Raw genomic sequence first — 22,620 nt, forward strand, 5'->3', positions numbered from 1 at the left:
ATAGGCAATAAAAAGAGCCCGCTTGTGCGGGCTCTTTTGCTTTAACAGCTAAAGCTGGAAAGGGGCAGACCCATACGGGTCTGCCCCTTTTTTGTGCCCTCAGACCCTTGTCTATGGCTCTGTCTACTAGGAAGAATGCTCTTCACAGACACACTGGGATAGAGTAGAACCATGCACTACCCCATGTTTTCCCACGCACCAGAGCCAGTCGATCAGCAACATCAGCACGACGGCGAAGAACGAACGGTAGCCCTCTACGTGGAGAGCACACTGGAGCCTCACGAAACCTGGGCGGCACTGACCGAATACATTCACCTCTGGTGGCCCAGGCAGCTCCTACAGAGCGAGGAAAGCCATATCGACCTCTCCACTGAGCTACTGCTCGAAGAGACCGCAGCCGAGGATATCATTCCTATCGCACGCATTATCCAATGCGAGAACGAAGACGTCCTCACTATCGCACCCTACCCGGGTACACGCTTGGGGCGCCTCATGGGAGTAGACGAAGACGCAGAAGAAAGCCTGAGCTTCATTCTGGATGCCCTGGCACCGGAGACTTCAGAAGGGCCGCTATCCCTGCTCGAAATCAGTAGCGGCACCTACACGGGTCGTGAGGATGAAGAGCTGGGCATCTACGCGGAACAGGAAGAAGCAGCTGCCCTTCTCATGGGCGCCTACAGCCGCTTTATTGGAGCTGAACTCCAGAAGGAAGAACTATAGGGGCCTTCGGATAAAAGAGGTTCTCAACCCCCGGTAGAGTTGTATGTCATGAGCACACAGGACCAGAACACCCCGCAGCAGAAGGAAGCACGCCCCACCTGGACACGGCTGCGCGCTAAAGCCACTGCAGAAGCGGTGCAACCTCAGCGTTACAGCAAGACTGATGCGCTGAAGCAGAGCAATATCTGGTTCCGTAAACAGGGAGTGCCCCTCATTATTCCTGCATGTCAACGTGCTCTCGATGCGTTCCCACGCTCCGTGCCGTGGATCCTGTGGGCTGGCATCATGCACATCTGCTACATCTTCCTGCGCAACATTCTCCTCTTCGTCGTAGAGGACGTGAAAGGATCCCTACCGAACTACATCAAAGCTCTTACAAGCGATAGTGCCCTCAGCAACGAAGTACTCCCAGCGCTCGTACTCGGCGGGATTTTCCTCGTTATGCCGGTCATCTCCGGTGTGTTCATCACTCTTGCCCACGGGCTGATGGTCCGTACCCCGCGGTGGGTTCAAATCACCACGGGTATTCTTACCGTACTTTTTGCCGGAATGCTCTTCACCGCCGGTGTCTTTGCATCCAACACCCTCGACGGCTTCGACTTCGTCTACAACGGTTCCCAAGTATTCCCGCTCATCGTTGTGGGTATCTACCTTGCCATCTTCCTCGGCGTGGACACCATCCTAGGGTGGTCCCTCAAACACGCCATCCACCAGCTTGCCTCCCTGCCGCCCATGATTGCGAAAGTACTACCCGTACTCATGGTCTCCGTGCTCTTTATCTTCGTGAATGCAGACCTCTGGAAGCTCGCCAACGGACTCAGCTTCCCGCGCACCTGGGCGGTTCTGGGCCTCATGGGGCTACTCGCCGTGTTCGTGGTCGTCACAACCTCCCTAGAGCGCACAGCGCGCCTGCTGGGGCGCTCCAGAGGCGACGACATCGCACGCTTTAGCGACAACGACTACGAGCACGCCGCAGCCCTCGAAGGCGGAATCTGGAACACCGCCCAAGACTGGGTCGAAGAGAAGAAAATCCTTGAACACCGACCCCTCAAAATCGCGCCCTGGAGCAACCTCATCATCATCCCCATGATCGGGCAGATCATTCAGGCGACCCTCTTCATGCTGCTTGTCTTCGGATTCTTCATGGGCTTCTCATCCATCGCCATTAGCGACACCACCATCGAATCCTGGATGAGTATCAAACCCGAACACCTCAAAATCCTCGGCGTAGACACCAACATCAACGCCGTCGTCATCAAAGTGTCCATGATCGTTGCCGTGTTCTCCGGGCTCAGCTTCGTTGCAACCACCAGTAGCGACGAAAAATACGCCCGAAGCTTCCTCAAGCCCATGATTGAGCGGATCAAGCACATCCTGATCATTCGCGATATCTACCTGGGCCTACTCACCATGCCCAAAAACGAAGTGCTCATGCCCCTCGACGAGGAGAAGAGCACTGAAAAAGCGACTGACAAAGCATAAGGAGGCAAGTCAGGGGGATAAAAGCTAGTGAGTCGACAGGTTCATCGTCAGCAGGTTGAACACCAAGTACGCCATCAGAAGAGCCGTCGCACCATCCAAAACACGCCACGCTGAAGGGCGCGCAAAGAGCGGACGCAACAGGCGCGAACCATAGCCCAGCATCAAAAACCAGATCAAGCTACCGCAGCAGCAGCCCAGGTAGTACCACCAACGGCCAGGATCGCCCTGGGCATTCGCCAGCGAACCCAAAAGAATAGTCGTATCTAACCACGCCAGCGGATTCAAATACGTCACCGCCGCCGTGGTCAGCAGAGCCGCCTTCAGCGACTGAGAATCGCCCTCCGCATCATCAACCACAATCGAGTGCGGAGTAAACACGCGGCGGCCAGCCTCAAAACCAAACCACGCCAAAAACGCCGCACCCACGTATCGGAACACCTCAATAAACCACGGCGCCGCATCCAACAGGGCACCCAGACCCACAACGCCCAAGCCAATCATCAGAGCATCCGACAGAATGCAGAAAATAATAATCGGGGTAATATGCCGACCCAAAATACCCTGACGCAGCACAAAAGTTCCCTGGGCGCCAATAGCCGCTACCAAAGAAATCGTGGTGGTAGCACCCAGAAACAGCAGGGAGAGGGATGCGGACATCGTGAAACTTTCTATGTTGATCAAATGGGGTATGAACCCGCGTACGCAGTGGCGGGTAGCGGCTCTCTTACTACCAGCTTGCCAGGCAAAAGCTCGCGACGCAGGGATAAAGCCTGCGTTAGCTGACGTGTGAAGTGCCAGAGACGAGAATACGGGAAAAAGGACCCTAAATCTATCTAAATATTTTTACACTGCATAAGATATTCTTATGACACGTTTCAGTACCGACCAGCTCACCACCTTCGCCACCGTCATCGAATACGGCACCTTCGATGCGGCAGCAGATATCCTGCGAGTGAGCCCCTCCGCCATCTCCCAGCGCATCAAAGCCATGGAACAGATCGCCGGAAAGGTCCTGGTACGCCGAAGCAACCCCGTCACCCCCACCGACGCCGGACAAAGCGTACTGCGCATCGCCCGACAGAGCGAATTCCTGCAGCAAGAAATGGAACGCGAACTCATGGGCGCCGGCGGCTTCCAGAGCGTCTCCGTTGCCGTCAACGCCGACTCACTCGCCACCTGGTTCCTCGACGCCGTAGGAACCCTCAGCCGCGAAGACAGCATCTTCTGCGACCTGCGACGAGAAGGCGAATTCCACTCCTCCGCCATGCTCCGATCCGGAGAAGTCATGGCAGTTATCACCTCCAAACCCGAAAAAATCCCCGGCTGCTCCGTCGAAGCCCTCGGTGTGGCACGCTACTGGTGTGTTGCCACCCCCGACTTCGTGCAGCGGTACCTGCCCGGCTGGCCCAAGAGCATGAGTCGCGAAGAGCTCAATCGTGCCCCCGTCGTCGAATATGACCGTAAAGACTTTGTGCAGGATGTGGCACGAGCCCTCATTGAAAAAGAGGTAGGTCTAGAGGCTGAAGAAACCTTCACCCAAAGCCCCACCATCTACATTCCTTCATCTCCGGACTATGCGCGAGCCGTCAGCTCCGGTATTGCCTGGGGTCTCATCCCTGAGGCCCAATGCGCCGAAGAGCTCGAAAGCGGGCACCTCGTGAAGCTCGCCGCAACCCCCGTAGAATTTCCCCTCTACTGGCAGCGCTGGAACATCAACTCGCCCGTCATGGAGACCGTAACCCGCCGCGTCCACGAAGCGGCACGAGGCGACCTGATCTACTAAAGGGTTCATTGAGTCAAGATCCTGAAATTAACCAAATTGTTAAAAATATATGTCTGACTAGACTATATTCTTATATAAGAATATAAGAACTGGGTAATAAAACCCTATAACACCCCACCACACATACAGAGGCGGCCGCCCCACACGGGACGGCCGCCTCTCTATAAGCTCTAACGCCTAAGTCATAACGCCTAAAACTCTAGCGCCAACGAGTCATCATCAGCATGCTCACCATCATGGCGCCCACGCCAACACTCACATTCCACATACCCAAATCAGGAATCGGGAACAGGCCCTGCGTAATGTAGAAAACGATAATCCACAGAATGCCCACCGCCAACAGCGAGAACATAATCACGCGGTACCACAACGGAGTCTGCTCCTTCAGCTGCGTGCCGCTCTCCATCTCACGAGCAATCTCACGCAGACGCAGCTCGCTCGCATCCTCCACCTCAGACTTAGCAGACTTCTGAGACTTCTTCTTGGACGATGCCTTAGCCGAGTTGGTCGACATACTTCCTCCGCTTATTGTTGTATGGGTAACCTAAAAATATATGTTCACACCTATCTTTGCAGACTTACGGGATGATTTCACCTTCTCCGTGCGTTGAAAGATAAGGAACGCCACCCGGCGCCCAAGAACATACACAACCCAGAAGACAAAGGAGAACGCATGAGCCAAGGAACGGCACCCACCGCAGAGCGCCGCCCCCGCACCGTGCTGCACTGGATCATCCAGATTACAGGCGAACTCCTTATCACCGTCGGCCTCCTACTACTGCTCTTCGTCGCATGGCAGCTCTGGTGGACCAACATCGACGCCGACCGCACCCAATCCCAAGCCGTCAGCACCCTCGTCCAGGAATTCGACTCCACCCCCGCCGAACCCCTCCCCAACTGGGACCCCAACACCCCTCCCGCAGGTCTGAGCGAACCCGGCCACGGTGAAGTCTTCGGCATCGTCTACATCCCCAAGTTCGGATCCGACTACCAGCGCCCCGCCACCCAGGGCACCAGCTCCGACGTGCTCGACTCCCTCGGACTCGGCCACTACGAAGGAAGCGCCATGCCCGGACAGGTCGGCAACTTCTCCCTCGCAGGCCACCGCCAAACCCGCGGTAAAGTCCTCAACGACATCGACCTGCTCACCGAAGGCGACCACATCTACGTGCGCACCAAAGACGGCTACTACACCTACACCGTCTACAGCCACGAAATCGTGCAGCCCGACCAGGTAGAAGTCATCGAACCCGTCCCCGGACAGCCCGGCGTAGCACCCACCGAGCGCCTCCTGACGCTCACCACCTGCCACCCGCGCTACGGCGACACCGAACGATACATTGTCCACGCCCGCCTCGAATCCTGGCGGCCCGCCGCAGCCGGAGCGCCCGCAGAAATTGCCGCCTCCGTAGCAGGATCCTAAATCAGAGAGGAAAAGCAGATGTACGCATGGATTTTCCGCCACCTCCCCGGCCCCCTGTGGGTTCGCATCATCATCGCCATCGTGCTGATACTCGCCGTAGTCTACCTGCTCATGGAATTCGTCTTCCCCCACTTCGCAGAGTACGGCCCCTTCAACCTGAACGTCACCATCAACCATTAGCGCTAAGGACGTGCCATGACCCGCATCCTTGTTATCGACAACTACGACAGCTTCGTCTTCACCCTCGTCGGCTACATCCAGCAGCTCGGCGCTGAAACCACCGTCATCCGTAACGACGAATACGAGCTCGCCGAAGTCATCAAGCTCGCCGAAGAACACGATGGCGTGCTTGTCTCTCCCGGCCCCGGTGCCCCCGCAGAGGCAGGCGTCATCATTGACACCATCCGCTGGGCAGCCGAAGCGAAGAAGCCGCTACTGGGTGTCTGCCTCGGCCACCAGGCCATCGCGGAGGCATTCGGCGGCACCGTCACCCACGCCCCCGAGCTGATGCACGGCAAGACCTCCCGCCTCGTGCACGAGAACGTCTCCGTGTTCAAGGACGTGCCCTGCCCCTTCACCGCGACCCGCTACCACTCCCTGGCGGTTGTACCCGAAACCATGCCCGAGGTCCTGGAAACCACCTCCACCACCGACAATGGCATCATCATGGGCCTGCGCCACCGCGAGGCCCCCATGCACGGCGTGCAGTTCCACCCCGAATCGGTCCTGACCGAAAGCGGATACCTCATGCTTGGCAACTGGCTCGAAGAAACCGGCCTGCAGGGAGCCGCAGAGCGCGCTAAGAGCCTCTCGCCCCTCATGGCCTAGTACTTCTAGCCTAAGAAGCCCTCAACGGCTTATATCGCCTCCAGAAGCCCCGTAGCAGACACGCTACAGGGAAACTGGAGGCGATAGCTATATCTGGACCCCTAGCTACGAGCAAACCCAGATACACGAACAAGCCCAGATACGCGAAAAGGGGCGGCACCCCACACCCAACGGTGTGGAGCGCCGCCCCTTTTGCTAACCGCTAGAACCCCTTAGCGGGCGTTAGCGTTTGCATTATTAGCGTTGTTCGCATTGGTATTCGCGTTAGTACCCTGAATCGTACGGGTACCCGCAGTAGCGGACGCAGCCGGTGCCGGAGTAGCCGTAGCGGTAGAACGCTGCTGGTTCTGGTTACCAGTGGTAGCGTTCTGGTTACCGGTCGCCGCCGCAGGCTGAGTAGCCTGCTGGTTAGCCGCGGTAGAACGCTGCTGGTTCTGGTTACCAGTAGTAGCGTTCTGGTTACCGGTCGCCGCCGCAGGCTGAGTAGCCGCAGTAGTCGGAGCGGTCGTCTGAGTCGGAGTAGCAGCCACACGGATCGTCACAGTGCTGTTCTGAGCCACCAGAGTACCCGCCGCAGAGCTCTGCGAAAGCACAGTGCCCGCAGGACGCTCGTTAGTCTGAACAGTCTCAATGTTGGTGTTCAGCAGAACATCCTGAGCGGTCAGAGCAGCAATCGCCTGATCCTTGGTCAGACCCACCAGCGAGGGGACCTTTACCTTACCGGAGGACAGGACAATGTTCACGGTGCTACCAGCCTCAACGGTCTGAGCGCCCTTATCGTCGGTCGAGCCCTTCTCCGGGGACAGCTCCACAACCATACCGGCAGGAACGGAAGCGCTCTCCACAGTGGAGACGCGGCCATCCACCAGACCCAGGTCCTTCAGAGCGTTACGGACATACGCCTCACTCTGACCCTGCAGGTTATCCGGCAACTTGACCTTCTCCGGACCGCTCGAAACAGTCACAACCACGGTCGAGCCCTTATTAACCGTAGAACCGACACCCGGCTCAACGTTGATAACGTCGCCCTTCTTGATGTTGTCCGAGTAGCCCTGACGGTACTCCACCACGAAGCCTCGGTTACGCAGCTGGTTATCGGCATCATCGCGGGAAACATTCACCACAGCCGGAACCTGAACCTGCGGAACCTCATTGAGCTTGTTCTGGTAGTACAGAACCGAGCCGACACTGAAAACCAGCAGAGCCACAATCAGAGTACCCACAAGGAAACGAACCCACGCACGCTTACGCGGCGAAGACTCATCGTACTCTGCGTACTCCTCCTCGTCATACAGTTCCTCATCGTCTTCATACTCGAAGAAGCCGTTGAGGCCGCCGTCTTCCACCGAAGCCTCAGTAATCGAGGTGGTGTACGGGGCGTAATCCTCACCCAGGGAAGCAGTAGTCGCCGAAGGAACAAAAGCAGTAGTCATCGCTGCATCCTGAACCACGGTCTCTTCACCCGGGCGAACAACCGACGCCAGAGCCTGAGCGAACTCAGCAGCACTCTGATAACGCTCATCCGGGTTCTTCGCCAGACCCTTCAGAATCACAGCATCCAGACCAGCAGGAACCTCAAGCGGGGTGAACTTGCTCGGAGGCTCAGGGGCATCCGAAAGATGCTTAGCCGCCAGATCAACATTCGACTCGGCGTCAAACGGAGAACGACCAGCAATCATCTCGTAAATTACGCAAGCAGCAGAGTACAGGTCGCTACGGGCGTCAACTTCCTTGCCGCTCACTTGCTCAGGGGACATGTAGCGTGCGCTACCCATCACCACATTAGCCTTGGTCAGCGCCTCGCCAGCTTCCTCAATGGCACGGGAAATACCGAAATCCATGACCTTGATCTGGCCCGGCTGACCCTTAGCGATATCCTCGCTGGTACGCTCCAGCACCATAATATTCGCCGGCTTAATATCGCGGTGAATGATGCCCATCGAGTGGCTGTACTGCAAAGCACCCAGCAGCTGCTCGGAATAACCCAAAGCATCACGGACCGGCAGGTGGCCGCCACGGGACAGGATGGAACGCAGAGTATGACCCTCCACGTACTCCATCACGATATAAGGAATAGCGGTGCCCTCTTCCGAAGAAGCAGACTCCCCACCATCCTGCGAAGGGTTATACGAACCGGTGTCATAGACAGCAACAATCGCAGGATTGTTCAGAGACGCCACAGCCTCCGCCTCACGCTTAAAGCGTGCGCGGAACGTATCGTCCTGGGCCTGCTCCGGGCGCAGAATCTTAAGCGCAACCTTGCGGCCGAGGCGAGTATCCTCAGCAGCATAAACGGTTGCCATCGCACCGGTACCGATTACCTCGAGTACCTTGTAACGGTTATCAACCGTGTCGGGAACCGACAGGTCCATAAGTTCTCCTGGATCACTAAGACTAAAACTAAATCAAAATGTAGGGGCTAACGCGCCGACGCAGAAGCGGAAGCAGAAGCCGACGCAGACGGTGCAGCAGAAGCGCTCGCACTCGAACCCCTACCCGAACTGGAAGAGGCCACATACATGTCTACATTACTACCAACCGTGACCTTGGTGCCAGATGAGGGGGTAGTACGAAGCACCGTACCGGGGGCCGCCGTGTCCGAATTCTCATAATGCAGAGAAACATTCACACCCAGAGCGGCAACAGCCTTCGACGCCTCATCAACGTTCTTACCCTCAAGGTTCGACGGCAAAGTCACCGACTTCGGACCGGTGGAATAGCGAACAGTCACGCTATTACCCTGCTCCAAAGTACCCGTCGGAGAAACCGAAATCACCGTGTTCTCCGGCTGAGTCGACTCAACACCCTCAGTCTTGGGGGACAGGCCAAGGTTCTTCAGCTCGTTCACCGCATCCTGCAGCTCGCGACCCTCGTAGTTAATCGCGTTGACGGTCACCTTCTGCTTAGCGGCACGGGCAGAAGCAGACTCAGTCGGCTCCACCGTAGAAACGGTACCCGTGTTCGTCGGAACAGCAGACGAAGAAGCGCTCGGAACCGGATCAGTCGAACCGCCACCATTATTGGAGGAAAGAACCGTCCAAATACCGCCAGCAATCAGCACGATTGCCAGAAGCAGAGCAACCCACATCCACACGTTCGGGCCACGCTTCGCTGCAGGAGCAGGAGTAGACTTCACGCGGCCCGAAGCCGGACGCATCGTCTGCTCACTCGTGCGAGGAATCGGCGCCGTCGTCGGCTCCGGCGAGAAACGACCACCAGAACCAAAACGCGGAGCAGCAGAAGCGCTAATCGGCTCAGCCGCAACATCCATCGCGGTCATAGCGACAGTACCGTCGTCAGCATTCTCCTCAGCCAAGAACTGCGCCAGCGGAGGAACAGCCTTCACCGCTGCCTTCAGATCGCGGCGACGAATCGCATCCACCGCAGACGCTAGAGCGGTCGCATCCTTAGGACGCTGAGCCGGGTCCTTCGCCAACAAGCACATGATGAGCGCACGAGCAGGAGCCGGGATGGTCTCCGGAAGCGGCGGCGGCGGATCATTCACCTGAGCCAAAGCAATCGCAATCTGCGACTCACCCGTAAACGGACGACGACCCACCAAGCACTCATAACCAATAATGCCCAACGAGTACATATCCGAAGACGCGGTAGCCGCCTGACCGGTTGCCTGTTCCGGCGCCAAATACTGGGCAGTGCCCATCACCTGGCCGGTAGCCGTCAACGGCACCTGGTTAGCCAGACGAGCAATACCGAAATCGGTCACCTTCACACGGTCATCCGGAGTGATGATCAGGTTACCCGGCTTCACGTCACGATGCACCAGACCCTGCGAATGAGCCGCAGCCAACGCGCGAGCGGTCTGAGCAATGAAGTTCAGAATACGATCGGGCGGCAAGGTAGTCTCGTGCTCGATAATGCTCGAGAGCGGATTACCCGGCACCAGCTCCATGACCAGGTACGCGGAGTTGTCCTCCTCGCCGTAGTCGAAAACGTTCGCTACGCCGGGGTGGTTCAACAGCGCCGTATTACGGGCCTCAGCGCGGAAACGCTCCAAGAAGCCCGGGTCACCGGTGTACTCCTCTTTGAGGATCTTGACCGCAACGATGCGTCCAAGCACCTTGTCGCGAGCTTTCCACACCTCGCCCATACCGCCAATCGCGATACGTTCGGTTAGGGTGTAGCGCCCGCCCAAAGTGATATCAGCCGCAGGCCTCACTTGTTCAACACCGCCTCAAAGAGTTGCTTACTAGTACTGGTTGCCAACTGGGCACCGGTCGCCACGTCAATATCCTCATAAACCACAGCAATCGCAATCTGAGGATCATCAGCCGGCGCGAAACCGGTAAACCAAGAATTATTCAAACCTGCCGTGGTCTCCGCGGTACCGGTCTTACCCGCCACCTTCACACCGGAGACACCAGCATTACGTGCAATACCATTATCAACCGCATTCACCATCCACTGCTTCACCTGGTTAGCAATTTCAGGGCTAGTGGACGTACGCAGCTTCTCAGGAGAGAACTCCTGCAAAGTGCTCAGGTTGCTGGTCTTCACCGAACGAATCAGGTTCGGCTTCATCTGCACGCCGCCATTTGCAATCGCTGCAGAAGTCATCGCCACCTGCAGCGGAGTGGTCTTCACGTCGTACTGACCAATCGCCGACTGGGCCAGCTGGCTCTGCGTCAGATTCGACGGGAAAGACGACTTAGAAACCGTCAAAGGAATCTTCAAATCCTGGCCGTAACCAAAATTCTGAGCGGTCTTCGCGATACGCTCCTGACCCAAATCCATCGCAATCTGCGCAAACGGCGTATTACAGGACTGAGCCAAAGCCCACTCAATCGTCGCCTGAGTGCGGGTCGAACACTGGCCGCCCGTATAGTTCGGCAGGCTGATGTTCGTGCCCGGCAGCGGCAACTGCGCGGGGTTCGCAATGACCGAAGATGCGTTGTACTTGCCGGACTCCAGCGCCGCCACCGCATCAATAATCTTGAAGGTCGAACCCGGCGAATAGGTGTTACCCGCAATCGCACGGTTAAACAGGGGGCTGTCCTCATCAGAAGTCAGCGCCTGGTAATTCGCCAACACCGAAGAGCTCGTATGAGACGACAGAAGATTCGGATCATAGGACGGCGAAGAAGCCATCGCCAGAATCTCACCGGTCTTCGGGTTCAACGCCACCACAGCACCCTTACGGCCCTGCAACGCGTTGTAGGCAATATCCTGAAGCTTCGAATTGATCGTCAGCTCCACGCTAGCGCCCTGCGCGGAAGAACCACTGAACAGCTGCGCCACACGGTCATAGAACTGGCTATCGCTCGTGCCCGCAAGCTCCTTATCCATAGCAGCTTCCAAACCGGTCGCGCCATAAATCGTGGAGAAATAACCGGTCAGAGCCGCATACTTAAGCGGGTGGTTATACACACGCTGGTAGTTGTACTCATCATCAGACTTCACCGACGAAGCAATCTCCGTACCATCAACCACAATCGAACCACGTGCCGAACCGTAATTGTCGTAGAGCGCTCGAGAATTCCACTGATTATTCATCAGCGTCTTCGAATCGAAGAACTGAATATAGCTGAGGGTACCCATCAGCAGGACAAACACGCACGCGGCAGACATCCACATGCGGCGAATAGCTCTATCCATTCTTCTCACCTCCAGAATCCTTAGCCGTAATACGCGCCAGAACGCTAGTAGCACCCTCCGGCTCGTAGCTAGTGTCCGCATGGTCAATACCCTGCGGAGCATCATAACCAGCCACCAGGTGAGGTGCGCGGGCACTATGAGAAATCGACAGCCACAGCGCCACAATAATCCAGTTAGCCACCAACGAGGAGCCACCGGCAGACATGAAAGGAGTCGTCAGACCAGTCAGCGGAATCAAGCGAGTCACGCCACCAATCACCACGAACAGCTGCAGAACCATGACCGTAGACAGGCCAGCAGCCAGCAGCTTACCGAAACCATCACGAGTACCCAACGCCGCACGGTAACCGCGCGAAACCAGGAGCATGAACATCATCAGGATCGCGCCCAGACCCACCAGGCCCAGCTCCTCACCCAACGAGGAAATAATCATGTCCGAATTAGCGTACGGGACGAGGTTCGCGCGGCCCTGGCCCCAACCGCGGCCAAAAAGACCGCCGTAAGCCAGACCGAAAACGCCCTGCAGAATCTGACCCGAACCGCCAGGAGACGCCTGGTAAATCTCCGGATCAAAAGCATGCACCCACGCATAAATACGGGCGTGCACATGCGAGACATAGTGGTACGCGAAATAGCCGCCCACAGCCATGCCGATACCCGCAACCACCAGCCACGAAATACGGCCGGTCGACAGGTACAGCATCGCCATGAACAGGCCAAAGAACATAATTGCTGAACCAAGGTCCTTCTGGAACACCAGAACACCCAGGCTCACAATCCACGCCAAGAACACCGGCGCCAAATCACGCAGACGCGGCAGATTGATAGGGCCGATGCGGCGGCCAGCCACCAGAATCAGGTCACGGTGCGTCGCCAAATAGCCGGCGAAGAAAATCGCCAAAGTAATCTTCGCGACCTCACCCGGCTGGAACGTTCGGTTACCGATATGAATCCAAATACGAGCACCATTGAGCTCCATACCCAGACCCGGAACCAGCGGCATGATGAGCAGAATCATCGACAACACCAGCGAGGTGTACGTGACCTTACGTAGCAGACGGTAATCCCTGAGCACGAACACGATAATCGCGCACAGCACCATAGACACGCCGGTCCACATCAGCTGACCATCACCCACCGGCGCCGCAATCTGCGGGTCCAGACGATAAATCATGGTCAAACCAATACCGTTCAGCGCCACCACCAGCGGCAGAATAAACGGATCAGCATAACGTGCGCGGAACTGCATGACTAGGTGAATCAGAAGAGCACCGGCACCCAGCACCACCGTGCACGGCAACCACTGGCTCTTCGACGTATCAAAAGCATGCTCCGGATCAATCAGATACATGCCGAACGAGCTGATACCCACCGCCAAAACCAGCAGGAAAAGCTCCGTGAAACGGCGTGCACGAGGCGCATCCGACTCACGACGGAACGAGAACTTAGCCATTATTCTCACCGCCTACCGCAGCAGGAGCCTCCGAAGAAGCCTGCTCAGGAGCCGGGGATGCCGAATCAGAGCCCGGTGCCTCAGAGCCCGGTGCCTCAGAGCCCGGAGCCTCACTGGGCGCCTCAGAGCTCGGGGAAGCAGAAGCCGAGGCAGACGCGGAAGCAGACGCAGCGGCCTGCTCAGCCTTCTCACGCGTCTGATCCGCCTGAGTCTTCAAACGAGACACAATCTGGTGCGCATCATCCAGGTCCTTCGCCGTAATCGCATTACGCAACAAAGAACGCGTATGATCGCTCAGCTCACTCGTAGGAATATCGGTATTCTCCACCACGTGAGAAAGGCGAATCGGGCCCAACGCATGCGGAATACCGTTGTACACCGCAACCGTGCCGTCACTCTCACCCACATAGTAGCTACGCTCTACATAACGCAGACCGGTCCACGCAGCCAACGTCAAAACAGCCGCAACCAGCAGAGTAATAAACAGGCGAATCGGCCACGACCTCGGACGCGAACGCTCCTCAGTGTCCTCAGCAATCAGCTCCTCCAGCTCAGCCGGCAGGGCCGCCTCATCAGACTCAACCTTCAACGGCACACGCTGAGCCACCGTCGCACGATGCTCCAGGGTACGAGAAGTCACCGCCGGAATCATGCCGGTCTCAGTAGCCACCGAAGCGGCACCAACCAGCTGATGCGGGCGGGAACCCAACTCGCTACGCAAAATCGCAGCGTTCGTAAGAGCCGCATCCACGGCGTTATCGTACGTACCGATATGGTGACGAACCGCCCCAGAACCGCTGTGCAACAGGGTGCCAGAGAAGTCACGAGCACGACGGAAACGGCGCAACGACCGACGATGATGCTCCTCAGGATCCTCATCATGGTGCGCACCCAAAAAAGCCTCAGCAGCTTCAGCCGTGGCAGCAACCTCGGGAAGCTTCTGAGTGTTCGTGCTGACCTCCTGCTCCGCCACAATCGAATCAGGCAGAGCAGACTCAGGCAGGCTCGAAGGACCCACCGGCTCATCCACCGGCAGAACCTCACGGTCAATCACCTGCAGAGACACAACCGTGACATTGTCCGGAGCGCCACGCTCCAAGGTCATCGCAATCAGAGTGTCAGCAATCTCAGACAGGTCATCGGTAGAACGCATCACCTGCTCAATCTCCGACAGGGACACCACAGCATCCAAACCATCCGAAGAGAGCACCCAGCGCTCGCCGGGAACAGCGTCCAGAGTCTTCAACTCCAGCTCAGGGGACGCGTCAACATCACCCAGAACGCGCATAATCACGTTCTTATGCGGGTGGTTCTCCGCCTCCTGCGGGGTAATACGACCCTCATTGAGCAGGCGCTGCACAAACGTATGGTCAGTAGAAATCTGCTCAAACTCGCCATCAGCACCCGGACGCAGACGATACGCACGCGAATCACCAATATGGGCGAACTCAATGCAGTCACCGTCAATCAGCAGGGCAGTACAGGTCGTACCCATACCCGCCAGCTGCGGATCATTTGCCGCCAGCTCATTAATAATCAGGTTCGCGCTCTGAATCTCATCAGCCAGATAAACGCTACCGGTACCATCCTCAAAGTCAGGATGGTCAAGCGGAGTCAGATTCAGAACCGTCGTAGCCGACGCGACATCGCCGCCCACGTGGCCGCCCATGCCGTCAGCAACGACCGCAAGGAAACGACCACCGTAGCCGGAGTCATCATTCTTCGAGCGTTTCAGACCCGTATCAGAGCGGGCCTCAAAACGAAAAGCAATCTTCATACACTAGCCCCTCAACTGCATGGTGGTACCGCCAACGCGGAAATCATCACCGGGCTCAATCGGGGTCGCACGAGTCAGACGCTCGCCATTGACGAACGTACCATTAGTAGAATTCAAATCCTCAAGGAACCAACGGGAACCCTGAGGGAACAGGCGCGCATGGCGGCCCGAGGCGTAATCATCCTGCAGGGACACCTCAATGTCATTAGCGCGGCCAATAGTAATCGGGTGGTCCCCCAGCTGCATCATCGCGCCAGCCTGCGCACCGGCAGTAATCACAAGCTGCGAAGGACGAGTCGGCGGAGGCGCAATATGGGTAGCCTCCGGAACCGCATCAACCGGTGCCGCACGATAGTTCTTACCCAAACCAAGGTCACGGCGAGCCGCCGAAACCACCAGGAAAACAAAGAACCAAATCAGAGCCAGAAAAGCGTAACGAAGGATAGTAACGGTCAATTCAGACGCCATTAACGGACACCTCCGGTCGAACTATGGAAGATGATGCGGGTATTACCCATGCGAAGCAGCGAACCGTTCGCCAGCACCACCGGCGCACGCAGAGGCGCACCATTAATCAACGTGCCGTTGGTAGAACCCATATCGGTGGCGACCACCGCACCACCCTGCATCGAAAGCTGCAGGTGACGGCGAGAAACGCCCTTATCGTCCAGACGAAGATCAGCATCAGAACCGCGGCCCAGCACAAACGGCAGGTGGTTCACCGGGTGCATGCGCCCCTCAATCTCCAAGAAGAAACGGGGAGCTGCCGCCGCAGGGGGCGCTACAGGCATGTTCAGGCGAGCCGCAGGAGCCTGCTGAGGTGCAGGGCTGGGTGCAGGCTGAGCCGGCTGGGCAGCCGGCTTCGTAATGCGGGTCGGCAAAGAAGACTCACGCGGCGGACGCACCGGCGCGTAGTTAGTAGCACCGCGCAGAGACGGGGACGCCGGAGCCTCCGGCACAGAGAACGGCTCGAAAGTCGCAACAACCTCAAACTCGCCCTCAGAGAGAGAATCAAGAACGTTGAACGTCACGCGAACCGCGCCAATGAGGGTGTAACCCTGCGCGCGGGCGTGCGAAATCGCCAAATCGCACAGCTCAACAGCGAACGGGTTGCCCCACTCGCGCACGCGCGGGAAATCGACCGGCGCAAAACGGAGAGTATAGACATTAGGAGCCATAGTGCGACCACTGCCGTCCACGTAGGACTCGTCATCCATCATGATGCGGACGCGGTTAGCGACATCCGCCTTCGCAAAGGTGCCGAAGCCCTTGGAAAGGCCGACAGTGCGACCGATGCCTTGCTCCAGCTTGCCCAGCTTGTCGAAAAACTTCATGCCGCCTCCTTCTCAACGACCATTCCGAGCAACAGACCGCGCAAACGGTCTTTATCCGAAAGGCTCAGTTTAACGAGCGTGTCTGTGCGTTAGCTGTGTGCCCTGTGAATGAACACACCCGATTCTATTTTAGGTGATGCACTTGCCCATCGCTCTGGAACCCCGTCATTTAGCGGGGAATTGGTTATGGATATGAAAAAATCCCCGGTTCTTTCGAACCGGGGATCGTTGGTGCGCGAGGGGGGAGTTGAACCCCCACGCCCTCACGGGCACACGGACCTGAACCGTGCGCGTCTGCCTATTCCGCCACTCGCGCATGTGTCTTACGGTGTATCACCGCAGGCAACACATAAAACTATACGGACTGCATGCGGTGCTGTCCAATTGAGAGAGTGTGACCTTCGTTACTTAGAGGTGGTGGAGGGGTCAGAAAGAGCCTCCGAGGCGCTATTGGGCACTCCACCGGAAGCATCTGCAGCAGAAGCAGCCGCGGAACCCCGCGCCATACGCTCCTGTTCAGCACGCTCCCGGTCAATACGCTCCAAACGCGCACGCAACAACCAAGTCACCGGACCCACATACGGCAGGCACAGCACCAGCAGAAGCCACTTCAGCTTCTGTACCTCCGAAAAATGCGGGTTCCGATGAATCGTCACCAAGCACAGCAGCGCCAACGCAATACCAGCCAGAAACACGATGGTGACCACCAGCTCCAGTACGGCACGCCAATCCATAAACCCTCCTAATATCCTTCCTAAGCATACAGACCCATTAGGAGCACGCAGACCCTCAGAATAGTCCGAGGAGGCGTTCAGAGCCTACCGCAGCAAGGACACCCTCCACCAATCACCTCGGGCACGTAAAAGGGTCCGCCCCGCACACAGCAGGACGGACCCCTCCACAAAAGCCTCACGCAGAGACCTGCGTGTAGCTCACAAACTAGCGGCTAGCCTTCTTAGCCTTCTTCGCAGCACGACGCTCAGCAGTCTTCGCATCATACTCAGCCCAGAACTCACGAGTAGTCACCGCATCGGTACCATCCCACGCCGCAAGATTCTTCAACTCAGGCATATCCGAAGCCTTGAAAATAGGCTCCAAACCAGCCTTACGCTGAGCCTCATAGTTCTTCAACACCGCAACAACCTGCGGAGTCATCAATAGAACCGCCGTCAAGTTCACAATCACCATGCCGGCATTCAACATATCCGCAGTAGTCCACACCAGATCCAGAGAAGAAATCGCACCGAAGAACACGAACACCAGAACCAGCGCACGGAAAATATTCATCGGCAGCTTACGCTCAGTCACGAAACGCATGTTCGACTCGCCGTAGTAGTAGTTACCAATCACAGTCGAGAACGCAAACATGAAAATCGCGATAGTCAGGAAGTGAACCGCCCAATCGCCCAGCTGCATAGCCAACGCCGACTGAGTCAGCGACGCACCACGAGAACGATCACCATAGGTCGGGTTCGACAGCAGCACAATAAACGCGGTCACAGTACACGCCATCATCGTGTCAAAGTAAACACCCAGAGTCTGCACGTAACCCTGCTTAGCCGGGTGAGAAATAGTAGCGGTCGCACCAGCGTTCGGAGCAGTACCCATACCCGCCTCATTAGTCAGCAGGCCACGCTTCATACCCCAAATCACGGCACCCATGGTACCGCCGGTCACGAACTCCTTAATACCGAAAGCACCCTGGAAAATCATCAGCAGCATCTCCGGAACCTGGCCAATGTTCAGCAGAACAACCAGCAGACCCAGCAGCAGATACAGTACCGCCATAATCGGAACCAGCCACTCAGTCACCGAAGAAATCGCGCGAATACCACCGAAAATAATAGCCGCGGTTAAAGCCACCATAATCAGACCAATAGTGATGCGGAAACCCATCGAGTTAGTACCCGAAACATCAATGCTGAACGAGTTCGCCGCAGCATCCACCACAGCATTCGTCTGAACCGCCACAAACACAAACGCATAAGTGACCACAATGAACGCCACGAAGATGTAACCCATCCACGGAGCATTCAGGCCACGCTTCATGTAGTACGCCGGACCACCAATATAGGAATCCTTACCGCGCTCCTTGTACAGCTGACCCAGAAGGGACTCCGCAAAAGCAGAAGCCGCACCAACAGCAGCAATAACCCACATCCAGAACACAGCACCCGGGCCGCCCATAGCAATAGCTAAAGCAACACCCGCAACAGTACCGGTGCCCACACGAGAAGCCGCCGAAACAGTAAACGCACGGAACGAAGAAATGCTCTTCTTACCGTCAGCCTCACGAGCAACCGGGTCACCCAGGACACGGACCATTTCCTTAATGGAACGCCACTGCACACCGCGAGTACGGATCGTAATGTACAGACCAGCCGCAATCAGAGCGTAGTAGAGGAAATTACTCCACATCCAGTTCTGCACGGCATCCACGGCGGAAGTCAGTCCCGCAGTCTGCGTATTAATGTCCCCGATGATATTCAGAAGAAAATCCACTCGGCACTCCAATCTTGAAAGCAAAAAGCCCGCACGCTCAAATCCGAAAGACGGACAACGTGTGGGCTGCATTGCTGGGTGGCGCGGACTCAAAGCCGCGTAACGGAGGCACATACGCTCCGTATGATTAGTCACTTCATTGTGTCGGGTACGTCCCCCGCTCGGCAACTTAAAAAAGGGGCCCAAGCCAAAATGTAACGAATACTTAATATATGGGCAGAGTAAATATAGACTCCGTGGGGGTGTTGACGGCGCCGGCAGGGCGGGCACAAAAAGCCCGGCACAAGGTACAAAACCTCGCACCGGGCTTAGCGGAGAAGCGGGGGGATCAGTCGGGCTACGAACGCTCAGGCTTCACAAACGGGAACGACAACACCCCACGAATCTGAGTCTGAGCCAACAGCATCACCAGACGGTCCACGCCCAGACCCAAACCACCCGTCGGCGGCATACCCGTCTCCAAGGCGTAAAGGAAATCCTCATCCACCTCCATCGCCTCCATGTCACCCGAAGCCGCCTTCAACGACTGCTCCGTCAGACGCTCACGCTGCACCAGCGGATCCGCTAGCTCCGAGTAGGCACAGCCCATCTCCATGCCGTTGATCACCAAATCCCAACGCTCCGCCAAACCCGGAACACTACGATGCGGCGCCGCAAGCGGACTCGTCTCCGCAGGGAAATCCGTATAGAACGTCGGCTCCACCGTATGCGCCTCAACCAGCTCACCATACAGTTCCTCAACGATGGCGCCCGGGCCCATGCCCTCATGAACGCGCACACCGTGCCGCTGCGCCAGAGCCAGCAGCTCCTCAAAATCCGTCTGCACATCCACGCGGCGACCCAGTGCCTCCGACAGAGCATCACACACCGACACCACACGCCACGGGCCCGACACATCACGCACCACGCGCTCGCTCGAAGCCTTATGACCCAGCGGCAACGACACCGAACCAAACACCGCCTGAGCGGCATCCTTAATCAGACGCTCCGTCAACTCGCGCATCTGCACATAATCCGCGTACGGACGATACGCCTCAAGCACCGTAAACTCCGGATTATGGGTCGCGTCAGCACCCTCATTACGGAAATCACGACCCAGCTCATACACCGGACCGCTACCGCCCACCACCAGACGCTTCAGGTACAGCTCCGGCGCAATACGCAACGTCAAATCCTCACCGTACGCATTGATATACGTGCGGAAAGGGCGCGCGCTCGCGCCACCGTGCACCGTATGCAGAATCGGGGTCTCCACCTCAAGGAAGCCCTCCGCATCCAGGCGGGCACGCAGCGCCTTAATGACCGCGGTACGCAGACGCAGATTCTGCATCTGATCCGGATGCACCAATAGGTCTGTGGAACGGTGACGCAGGCGCGCCTCCGGGTCAGTAAAGGAGTCGAAGGGGATGGGGTGCAGGCTCTTCGACGCCATGTACCAGGAGGCGGCAATCAGCGATGGAGTGCCGTTACGGCTCACCCCGTAGGTGCCCCGCACGGTGATGATGTCACCGGTATCCAGGTTGTGGGAGGCGAGGCTCAGCGGGCGCTCGCCCACTAGGCTACGTTCCATGACGACCTGAAGAGTTTCGCCGCCCTCAATCAGGGTCGCAAAGAGGACTCCACCGTGGTTGCGAAGCACGCGAATACGACCCGAAACCATAAATTCCGAATCTGGAATATTTTCAGAAGAGAATATACACAGGGCATCCTTCACGCCCAGTACAGGAGCACTGGTACTGCCCAAAGAATCACCTAGCGGATACGGCTCCATGCCCGCCGCACGCAGCGCCTCCAGATGGCGCAGACGGTGCTGAGTCTGATCGCTACGCGACACCTCAGGAAGCTCTTCCACAGTAGCGAGCTGCATCTGGCGAAGAGCCTCCAGCTCATCTGCAGAAAGAACCTGCTCCTGATCCTGCAAACGGCGCGCCGACAGATTCGGTAGGAAGCCCTCCGCCATACCCGCCGCAACCACAACATTCACCATTGCCAACGTCGGCTCCGTCGCCAAAAAACGAGGAACCCACAGCGGGGTAAACTTCAGATTGAAACGATACAGGCGGCGCAACTGCAGAAAACGATCCAGCACGCCCAAAGAGCGGGACGCAAAACGGTTCCACGCCGAAGCACCGACCTGATCGGCAGCCTCAAAAATGTGGCCAAACATCGCAAAATTCAGCGACACCCGCCGCACACCCAAAGACGCCGCCTGCTCCATCAGCGATGCCACCATAAACTCCACCACACCATTAGGTGCCTCGGGGGAGCGGCGCATAACATCCAGCGACAGGCCGGTGGGGCCCCACGGAACGAATGACAGCAGAGCCACCATCTGACCTGCCTCATCATGAGCCGACACCAGAACAGACGAAGAATCCGCCGGATCATTCACACGGTTCAGAGCCATCGAAAAACCGCGCTCCACGCGGCCATGACGCCACGCCGAAATATTCTCCGCAACCTGCTGACGCTGCTGCTCATCCAGCTCCGCAAAGCGACGCATCTGCGCCGTGTACCCGCCGCGACGCACACGCTGAACCGCCTGACGCACCGGTAGCATCGACGTGTCATTGAGCGTGAAACGGTCCGCCTCAAGGACCGCCTCCTCACCCATCTGAATAATCGACAGACCCGCACGGTTATAGGCGCGCGCACCCGCCTCACTCACGCTCAGCGCCGCAGGAACCCAACCGTAACTACGCGCCTGCAACATCCACTGCTCAATCGCGGCATCCCACGAATCCGGGTCACCCACCGGGTCGCTCGACGCCAAACACACCGAACCCACCGAACGGTACGTAATCGCCGCCCTCTGATCCGGAGAGAAAATGACCTGCTTATCGCGGCGCGTCGCAAAATAGGAGAGCGAATCATTGGCACCGTACTGCTGCAGCAGAGCGCGAATCTTCAGCTCCTTCTCGCCGGTCCACGCATCCGGGGCACGGTAACCGCGCGCTAACAGGTACAGCGCCGCAACCAGTGAAGCACCGTAACCGAAGGACGCCAAGAAACCCACCACATCCGCAGACCAAACACCAGGATGGGTACGCTCAATACCCATGCCGTGCATGAGCAGCTCCCACGGGGTCACCGAACGCAACGGCTCCCACACACCAATGTGGCAGAGGTACCAGAGCACCAGAGTAGTCAGCAGGATGCCGCCAACAGCCGTCGACGCCGCACCCACCCACGAGAGGCGACCAATACGCGCCGGGAACGCCGAACGAATCGAGAAAAGGAAAGGCACCAGCGCGCACGCAAACACGATGGAGAGCGTATCGACCGTCGAGGAGAAAATACGGTCCTTCGGCATAATCCCCGCGGGGAACACCAGAGTGAATGCGCTATGGCTGGCGATCAGCACACCAAGCACCTGAAAAACGATGGCTGCAATGAGAGCGGCACGCTTGCGCACAATCAGCCCGGACACAAGCACAATCATCGTAATGGCGCTGGGTAGCGTGTGCGTGGAGGGAATATTCAGCAGGTCAGCGGTGACTTCCCACCAAGTGAAGCCGCGACCGTGCCGCAGAGGAGAAATAATCCACGCGAACGTGGTCAGTAGCGCGGCAAAAGAATACACCCCAATCACCACGCGTGCTGATATCTCTGCATACCTTGAAGGAGGCGCGGGCGCCTGCCCTGCTCGTGCTGTACGGCGACGTGAGGTAGTGCGGTGAGACATCATTATCAGCGGGGGATTGG

General features: G+C 57.5%; 18 protein-coding genes and 1 tRNA gene. 6 read left to right on the forward strand and 13 right to left on the reverse strand.

Annotated features, from left to right (window positions below; genetic code table 11):
* Positions 1-183 precede the first annotated feature (183 nt).
* On the forward strand, positions 184-720 hold the full coding sequence (locus tag O3675_RS08380; RefSeq protein WP_371571997.1) for a GTPase: 537 nt from the start codon (positions 184-186) through the stop codon (positions 718-720).
* A gap of 48 nt (positions 721-768) precedes the next feature.
* Positions 769-2,202 carry a D-mannonate dehydratase gene (locus O3675_RS08385; RefSeq protein WP_371571999.1) on the forward strand — a complete coding sequence of 478 codons (1,434 nt, stop codon included), beginning with the start codon at positions 769-771 and terminating at the stop codon, positions 2,200-2,202.
* A gap of 24 nt (positions 2,203-2,226) precedes the next feature.
* Here the strand turns inward: O3675_RS08385 and O3675_RS08390 are convergent, their stop codons facing one another.
* Entirely contained in the window at positions 2,227-2,859 is a 633-nt protein-coding gene (locus O3675_RS08390) for a LysE/ArgO family amino acid transporter (RefSeq protein WP_049328051.1), read from the reverse strand.
* 208 nt (positions 2,860-3,067) lie between these two features.
* Between O3675_RS08390 and O3675_RS08395 the strand changes: the two genes are divergently transcribed.
* Positions 3,068-3,985: a LysR family transcriptional regulator ArgP gene (locus tag O3675_RS08395; protein WP_371572001.1), complete on the forward strand. Its 918-nt coding sequence runs from the start codon at positions 3,068-3,070 to the stop codon at positions 3,983-3,985.
* 199 nt (positions 3,986-4,184) lie between these two features.
* On the opposite strand, the gene O3675_RS08400 is transcribed toward O3675_RS08395, so the two are convergent.
* Positions 4,185-4,499, reverse strand: coding sequence for a cell division protein CrgA (locus O3675_RS08400; protein WP_005507388.1), 315 nt, complete (start codon positions 4,497-4,499; stop codon positions 4,185-4,187).
* 159 nt (positions 4,500-4,658) lie between these two features.
* Here O3675_RS08400 and O3675_RS08405 point away from each other — a divergent pair, with 159 nt between their 5' ends.
* Genes O3675_RS08405 through O3675_RS08415 form a run of 3 tightly spaced genes read left to right on the forward strand, consistent with a single transcriptional unit; the run spans position 4,659 to position 6,236 of the window.
* On the forward strand, positions 4,659-5,408 hold the full coding sequence (locus tag O3675_RS08405; RefSeq protein ID WP_371572003.1) for a class E sortase: 750 nt from the start codon (positions 4,659-4,661) through the stop codon (positions 5,406-5,408).
* Positions 5,409-5,426: 18 nt separating this feature from the next.
* Complete coding sequence (locus tag O3675_RS08410) at positions 5,427-5,588, forward strand: hypothetical protein (RefSeq protein WP_005507386.1); 162 nt, start codon at positions 5,427-5,429, stop codon at positions 5,586-5,588.
* 15 nt (positions 5,589-5,603) lie between these two features.
* Positions 5,604-6,236, forward strand: a complete 633-nt coding sequence (locus O3675_RS08415) for an aminodeoxychorismate/anthranilate synthase component II (RefSeq protein WP_012904364.1) — start codon at positions 5,604-5,606, stop codon at positions 6,234-6,236.
* A gap of 212 nt (positions 6,237-6,448) precedes the next feature.
* On the opposite strand, the gene pknB is transcribed toward O3675_RS08415, so the two are convergent.
* The 11 genes from pknB to lysX form a co-directional block, all read right to left on the reverse strand.
* Entirely contained in the window at positions 6,449-8,608 is a 2,160-nt protein-coding gene (gene pknB, locus O3675_RS08420; RefSeq protein ID WP_049345746.1) for a Stk1 family PASTA domain-containing Ser/Thr kinase, read from the reverse strand.
* A 47-nt stretch (positions 8,609-8,655) separates the two neighbouring features.
* Positions 8,656-10,413 carry a protein kinase gene (locus tag O3675_RS08425; RefSeq protein WP_200963520.1) on the reverse strand — a complete coding sequence of 586 codons (1,758 nt, stop codon included), beginning with the start codon at positions 10,411-10,413 and terminating at the stop codon, positions 8,656-8,658.
* Positions 10,410-11,849, reverse strand: a complete 1,440-nt coding sequence (locus tag O3675_RS08430; protein WP_049352862.1) for a penicillin-binding protein 2 — start codon at positions 11,847-11,849, stop codon at positions 10,410-10,412. Before O3675_RS08430 ends, O3675_RS08425 begins: the two co-directional genes overlap by 4 nt.
* Complete coding sequence (locus tag O3675_RS08435; protein ID WP_005507381.1) at positions 11,842-13,302, reverse strand: FtsW/RodA/SpoVE family cell cycle protein; 1,461 nt, start codon at positions 13,300-13,302, stop codon at positions 11,842-11,844. Before O3675_RS08435 ends, O3675_RS08430 begins: the two co-directional genes overlap by 8 nt.
* Positions 13,295-15,079 (reverse strand): PP2C family serine/threonine-protein phosphatase, encoded by a 1,785-nt coding sequence (locus tag O3675_RS08440; RefSeq protein WP_371572007.1) that lies wholly within the window; start codon positions 15,077-15,079, stop codon positions 13,295-13,297. Before O3675_RS08440 ends, O3675_RS08435 begins: the two co-directional genes overlap by 8 nt.
* Before the next feature lie 3 nt (positions 15,080-15,082).
* Positions 15,083-15,547 carry an FHA domain-containing protein gene (locus O3675_RS08445; protein WP_005507379.1) on the reverse strand — a complete coding sequence of 155 codons (465 nt, stop codon included), beginning with the start codon at positions 15,545-15,547 and terminating at the stop codon, positions 15,083-15,085.
* Positions 15,547-16,413 (reverse strand): FhaA domain-containing protein, encoded by an 867-nt coding sequence (locus O3675_RS08450; RefSeq protein WP_371572009.1) that lies wholly within the window; start codon positions 16,411-16,413, stop codon positions 15,547-15,549. Before O3675_RS08450 ends, O3675_RS08445 begins: the two co-directional genes overlap by 1 nt.
* A 229-nt stretch (positions 16,414-16,642) precedes the next feature.
* Positions 16,643-16,729: transfer RNA gene (locus tag O3675_RS08455), tRNA-Leu, on the reverse strand.
* Positions 16,730-16,817: 88 nt separating this feature from the next.
* Positions 16,818-17,147, reverse strand: coding sequence for a PLDc N-terminal domain-containing protein (locus O3675_RS08460; RefSeq protein WP_303975198.1), 330 nt, complete (start codon positions 17,145-17,147; stop codon positions 16,818-16,820).
* 205 nt (positions 17,148-17,352) lie between these two features.
* Positions 17,353-18,915 carry a sodium:alanine symporter family protein gene (locus O3675_RS08465; protein ID WP_303975200.1) on the reverse strand — a complete coding sequence of 521 codons (1,563 nt, stop codon included), beginning with the start codon at positions 18,913-18,915 and terminating at the stop codon, positions 17,353-17,355.
* Between the two features lie 337 nt (positions 18,916-19,252).
* The gene (gene lysX / locus O3675_RS08470) at positions 19,253-22,603 is read right to left on the reverse strand and encodes a bifunctional lysylphosphatidylglycerol synthetase/lysine--tRNA ligase LysX (protein ID WP_371572012.1); all 3,351 of its coding nucleotides are present in this window, start codon (positions 22,601-22,603) and stop codon (positions 19,253-19,255) included.
* Positions 22,604-22,620 lie beyond the last annotated feature (17 nt).

Source organism: Rothia sp. 27098_8_27, assembly GCF_041432805.1.
GTDB classification, from domain to species: Bacteria; Actinomycetota; Actinomycetes; order Actinomycetales; family Micrococcaceae; genus Rothia; species Rothia mucilaginosa.

Excerpts from the sequence above, each read along its gene's own strand:
- O3675_RS08435 (WP_005507381.1), bottom strand. The coding sequence starts at position 13,302 with ATGGCTAAGTTCTCGTTCCGTCGTGAGTCGGATGCGCCTCGTGCACGC.
- O3675_RS08380 (WP_371571997.1), top strand. The coding sequence starts at position 184 with ATGTTTTCCCACGCACCAGAGCCAGTCGATCAGCAACATCAGCACGAC.
- O3675_RS08405 (WP_371572003.1), top strand. The coding sequence starts at position 4,659 with ATGAGCCAAGGAACGGCACCCACCGCAGAGCGCCGCCCCCGCACCGTG.
- O3675_RS08460 (WP_303975198.1), bottom strand. The coding sequence starts at position 17,147 with ATGGATTGGCGTGCCGTACTGGAGCTGGTGGTCACCATCGTGTTTCTG.
- O3675_RS08440 (WP_371572007.1), bottom strand. The coding sequence starts at position 15,079 with ATGAAGATTGCTTTTCGTTTTGAGGCCCGCTCTGATACGGGTCTGAAA.
- O3675_RS08410 (WP_005507386.1), top strand. The coding sequence starts at position 5,427 with ATGTACGCATGGATTTTCCGCCACCTCCCCGGCCCCCTGTGGGTTCGC.
- O3675_RS08400 (WP_005507388.1), bottom strand. The coding sequence starts at position 4,499 with ATGTCGACCAACTCGGCTAAGGCATCGTCCAAGAAGAAGTCTCAGAAG.
- O3675_RS08445 (WP_005507379.1), bottom strand. The coding sequence starts at position 15,547 with ATGGCGTCTGAATTGACCGTTACTATCCTTCGTTACGCTTTTCTGGCT.
- O3675_RS08430 (WP_049352862.1), bottom strand. The coding sequence starts at position 11,849 with ATGGATAGAGCTATTCGCCGCATGTGGATGTCTGCCGCGTGCGTGTTT.
- O3675_RS08450 (WP_371572009.1), bottom strand. The coding sequence starts at position 16,413 with ATGAAGTTTTTCGACAAGCTGGGCAAGCTGGAGCAAGGCATCGGTCGC.
- O3675_RS08385 (WP_371571999.1), top strand. The coding sequence starts at position 769 with ATGAGCACACAGGACCAGAACACCCCGCAGCAGAAGGAAGCACGCCCC.
- O3675_RS08415 (WP_012904364.1), top strand. The coding sequence starts at position 5,604 with ATGACCCGCATCCTTGTTATCGACAACTACGACAGCTTCGTCTTCACC.
- pknB (WP_049345746.1), bottom strand. The coding sequence starts at position 8,608 with ATGGACCTGTCGGTTCCCGACACGGTTGATAACCGTTACAAGGTACTC.
- O3675_RS08390 (WP_049328051.1), bottom strand. The coding sequence starts at position 2,859 with ATGTCCGCATCCCTCTCCCTGCTGTTTCTGGGTGCTACCACCACGATT.
- O3675_RS08395 (WP_371572001.1), top strand. The coding sequence starts at position 3,068 with ATGACACGTTTCAGTACCGACCAGCTCACCACCTTCGCCACCGTCATC.
- lysX (WP_371572012.1), bottom strand. The coding sequence starts at position 22,603 with ATGATGTCTCACCGCACTACCTCACGTCGCCGTACAGCACGAGCAGGG.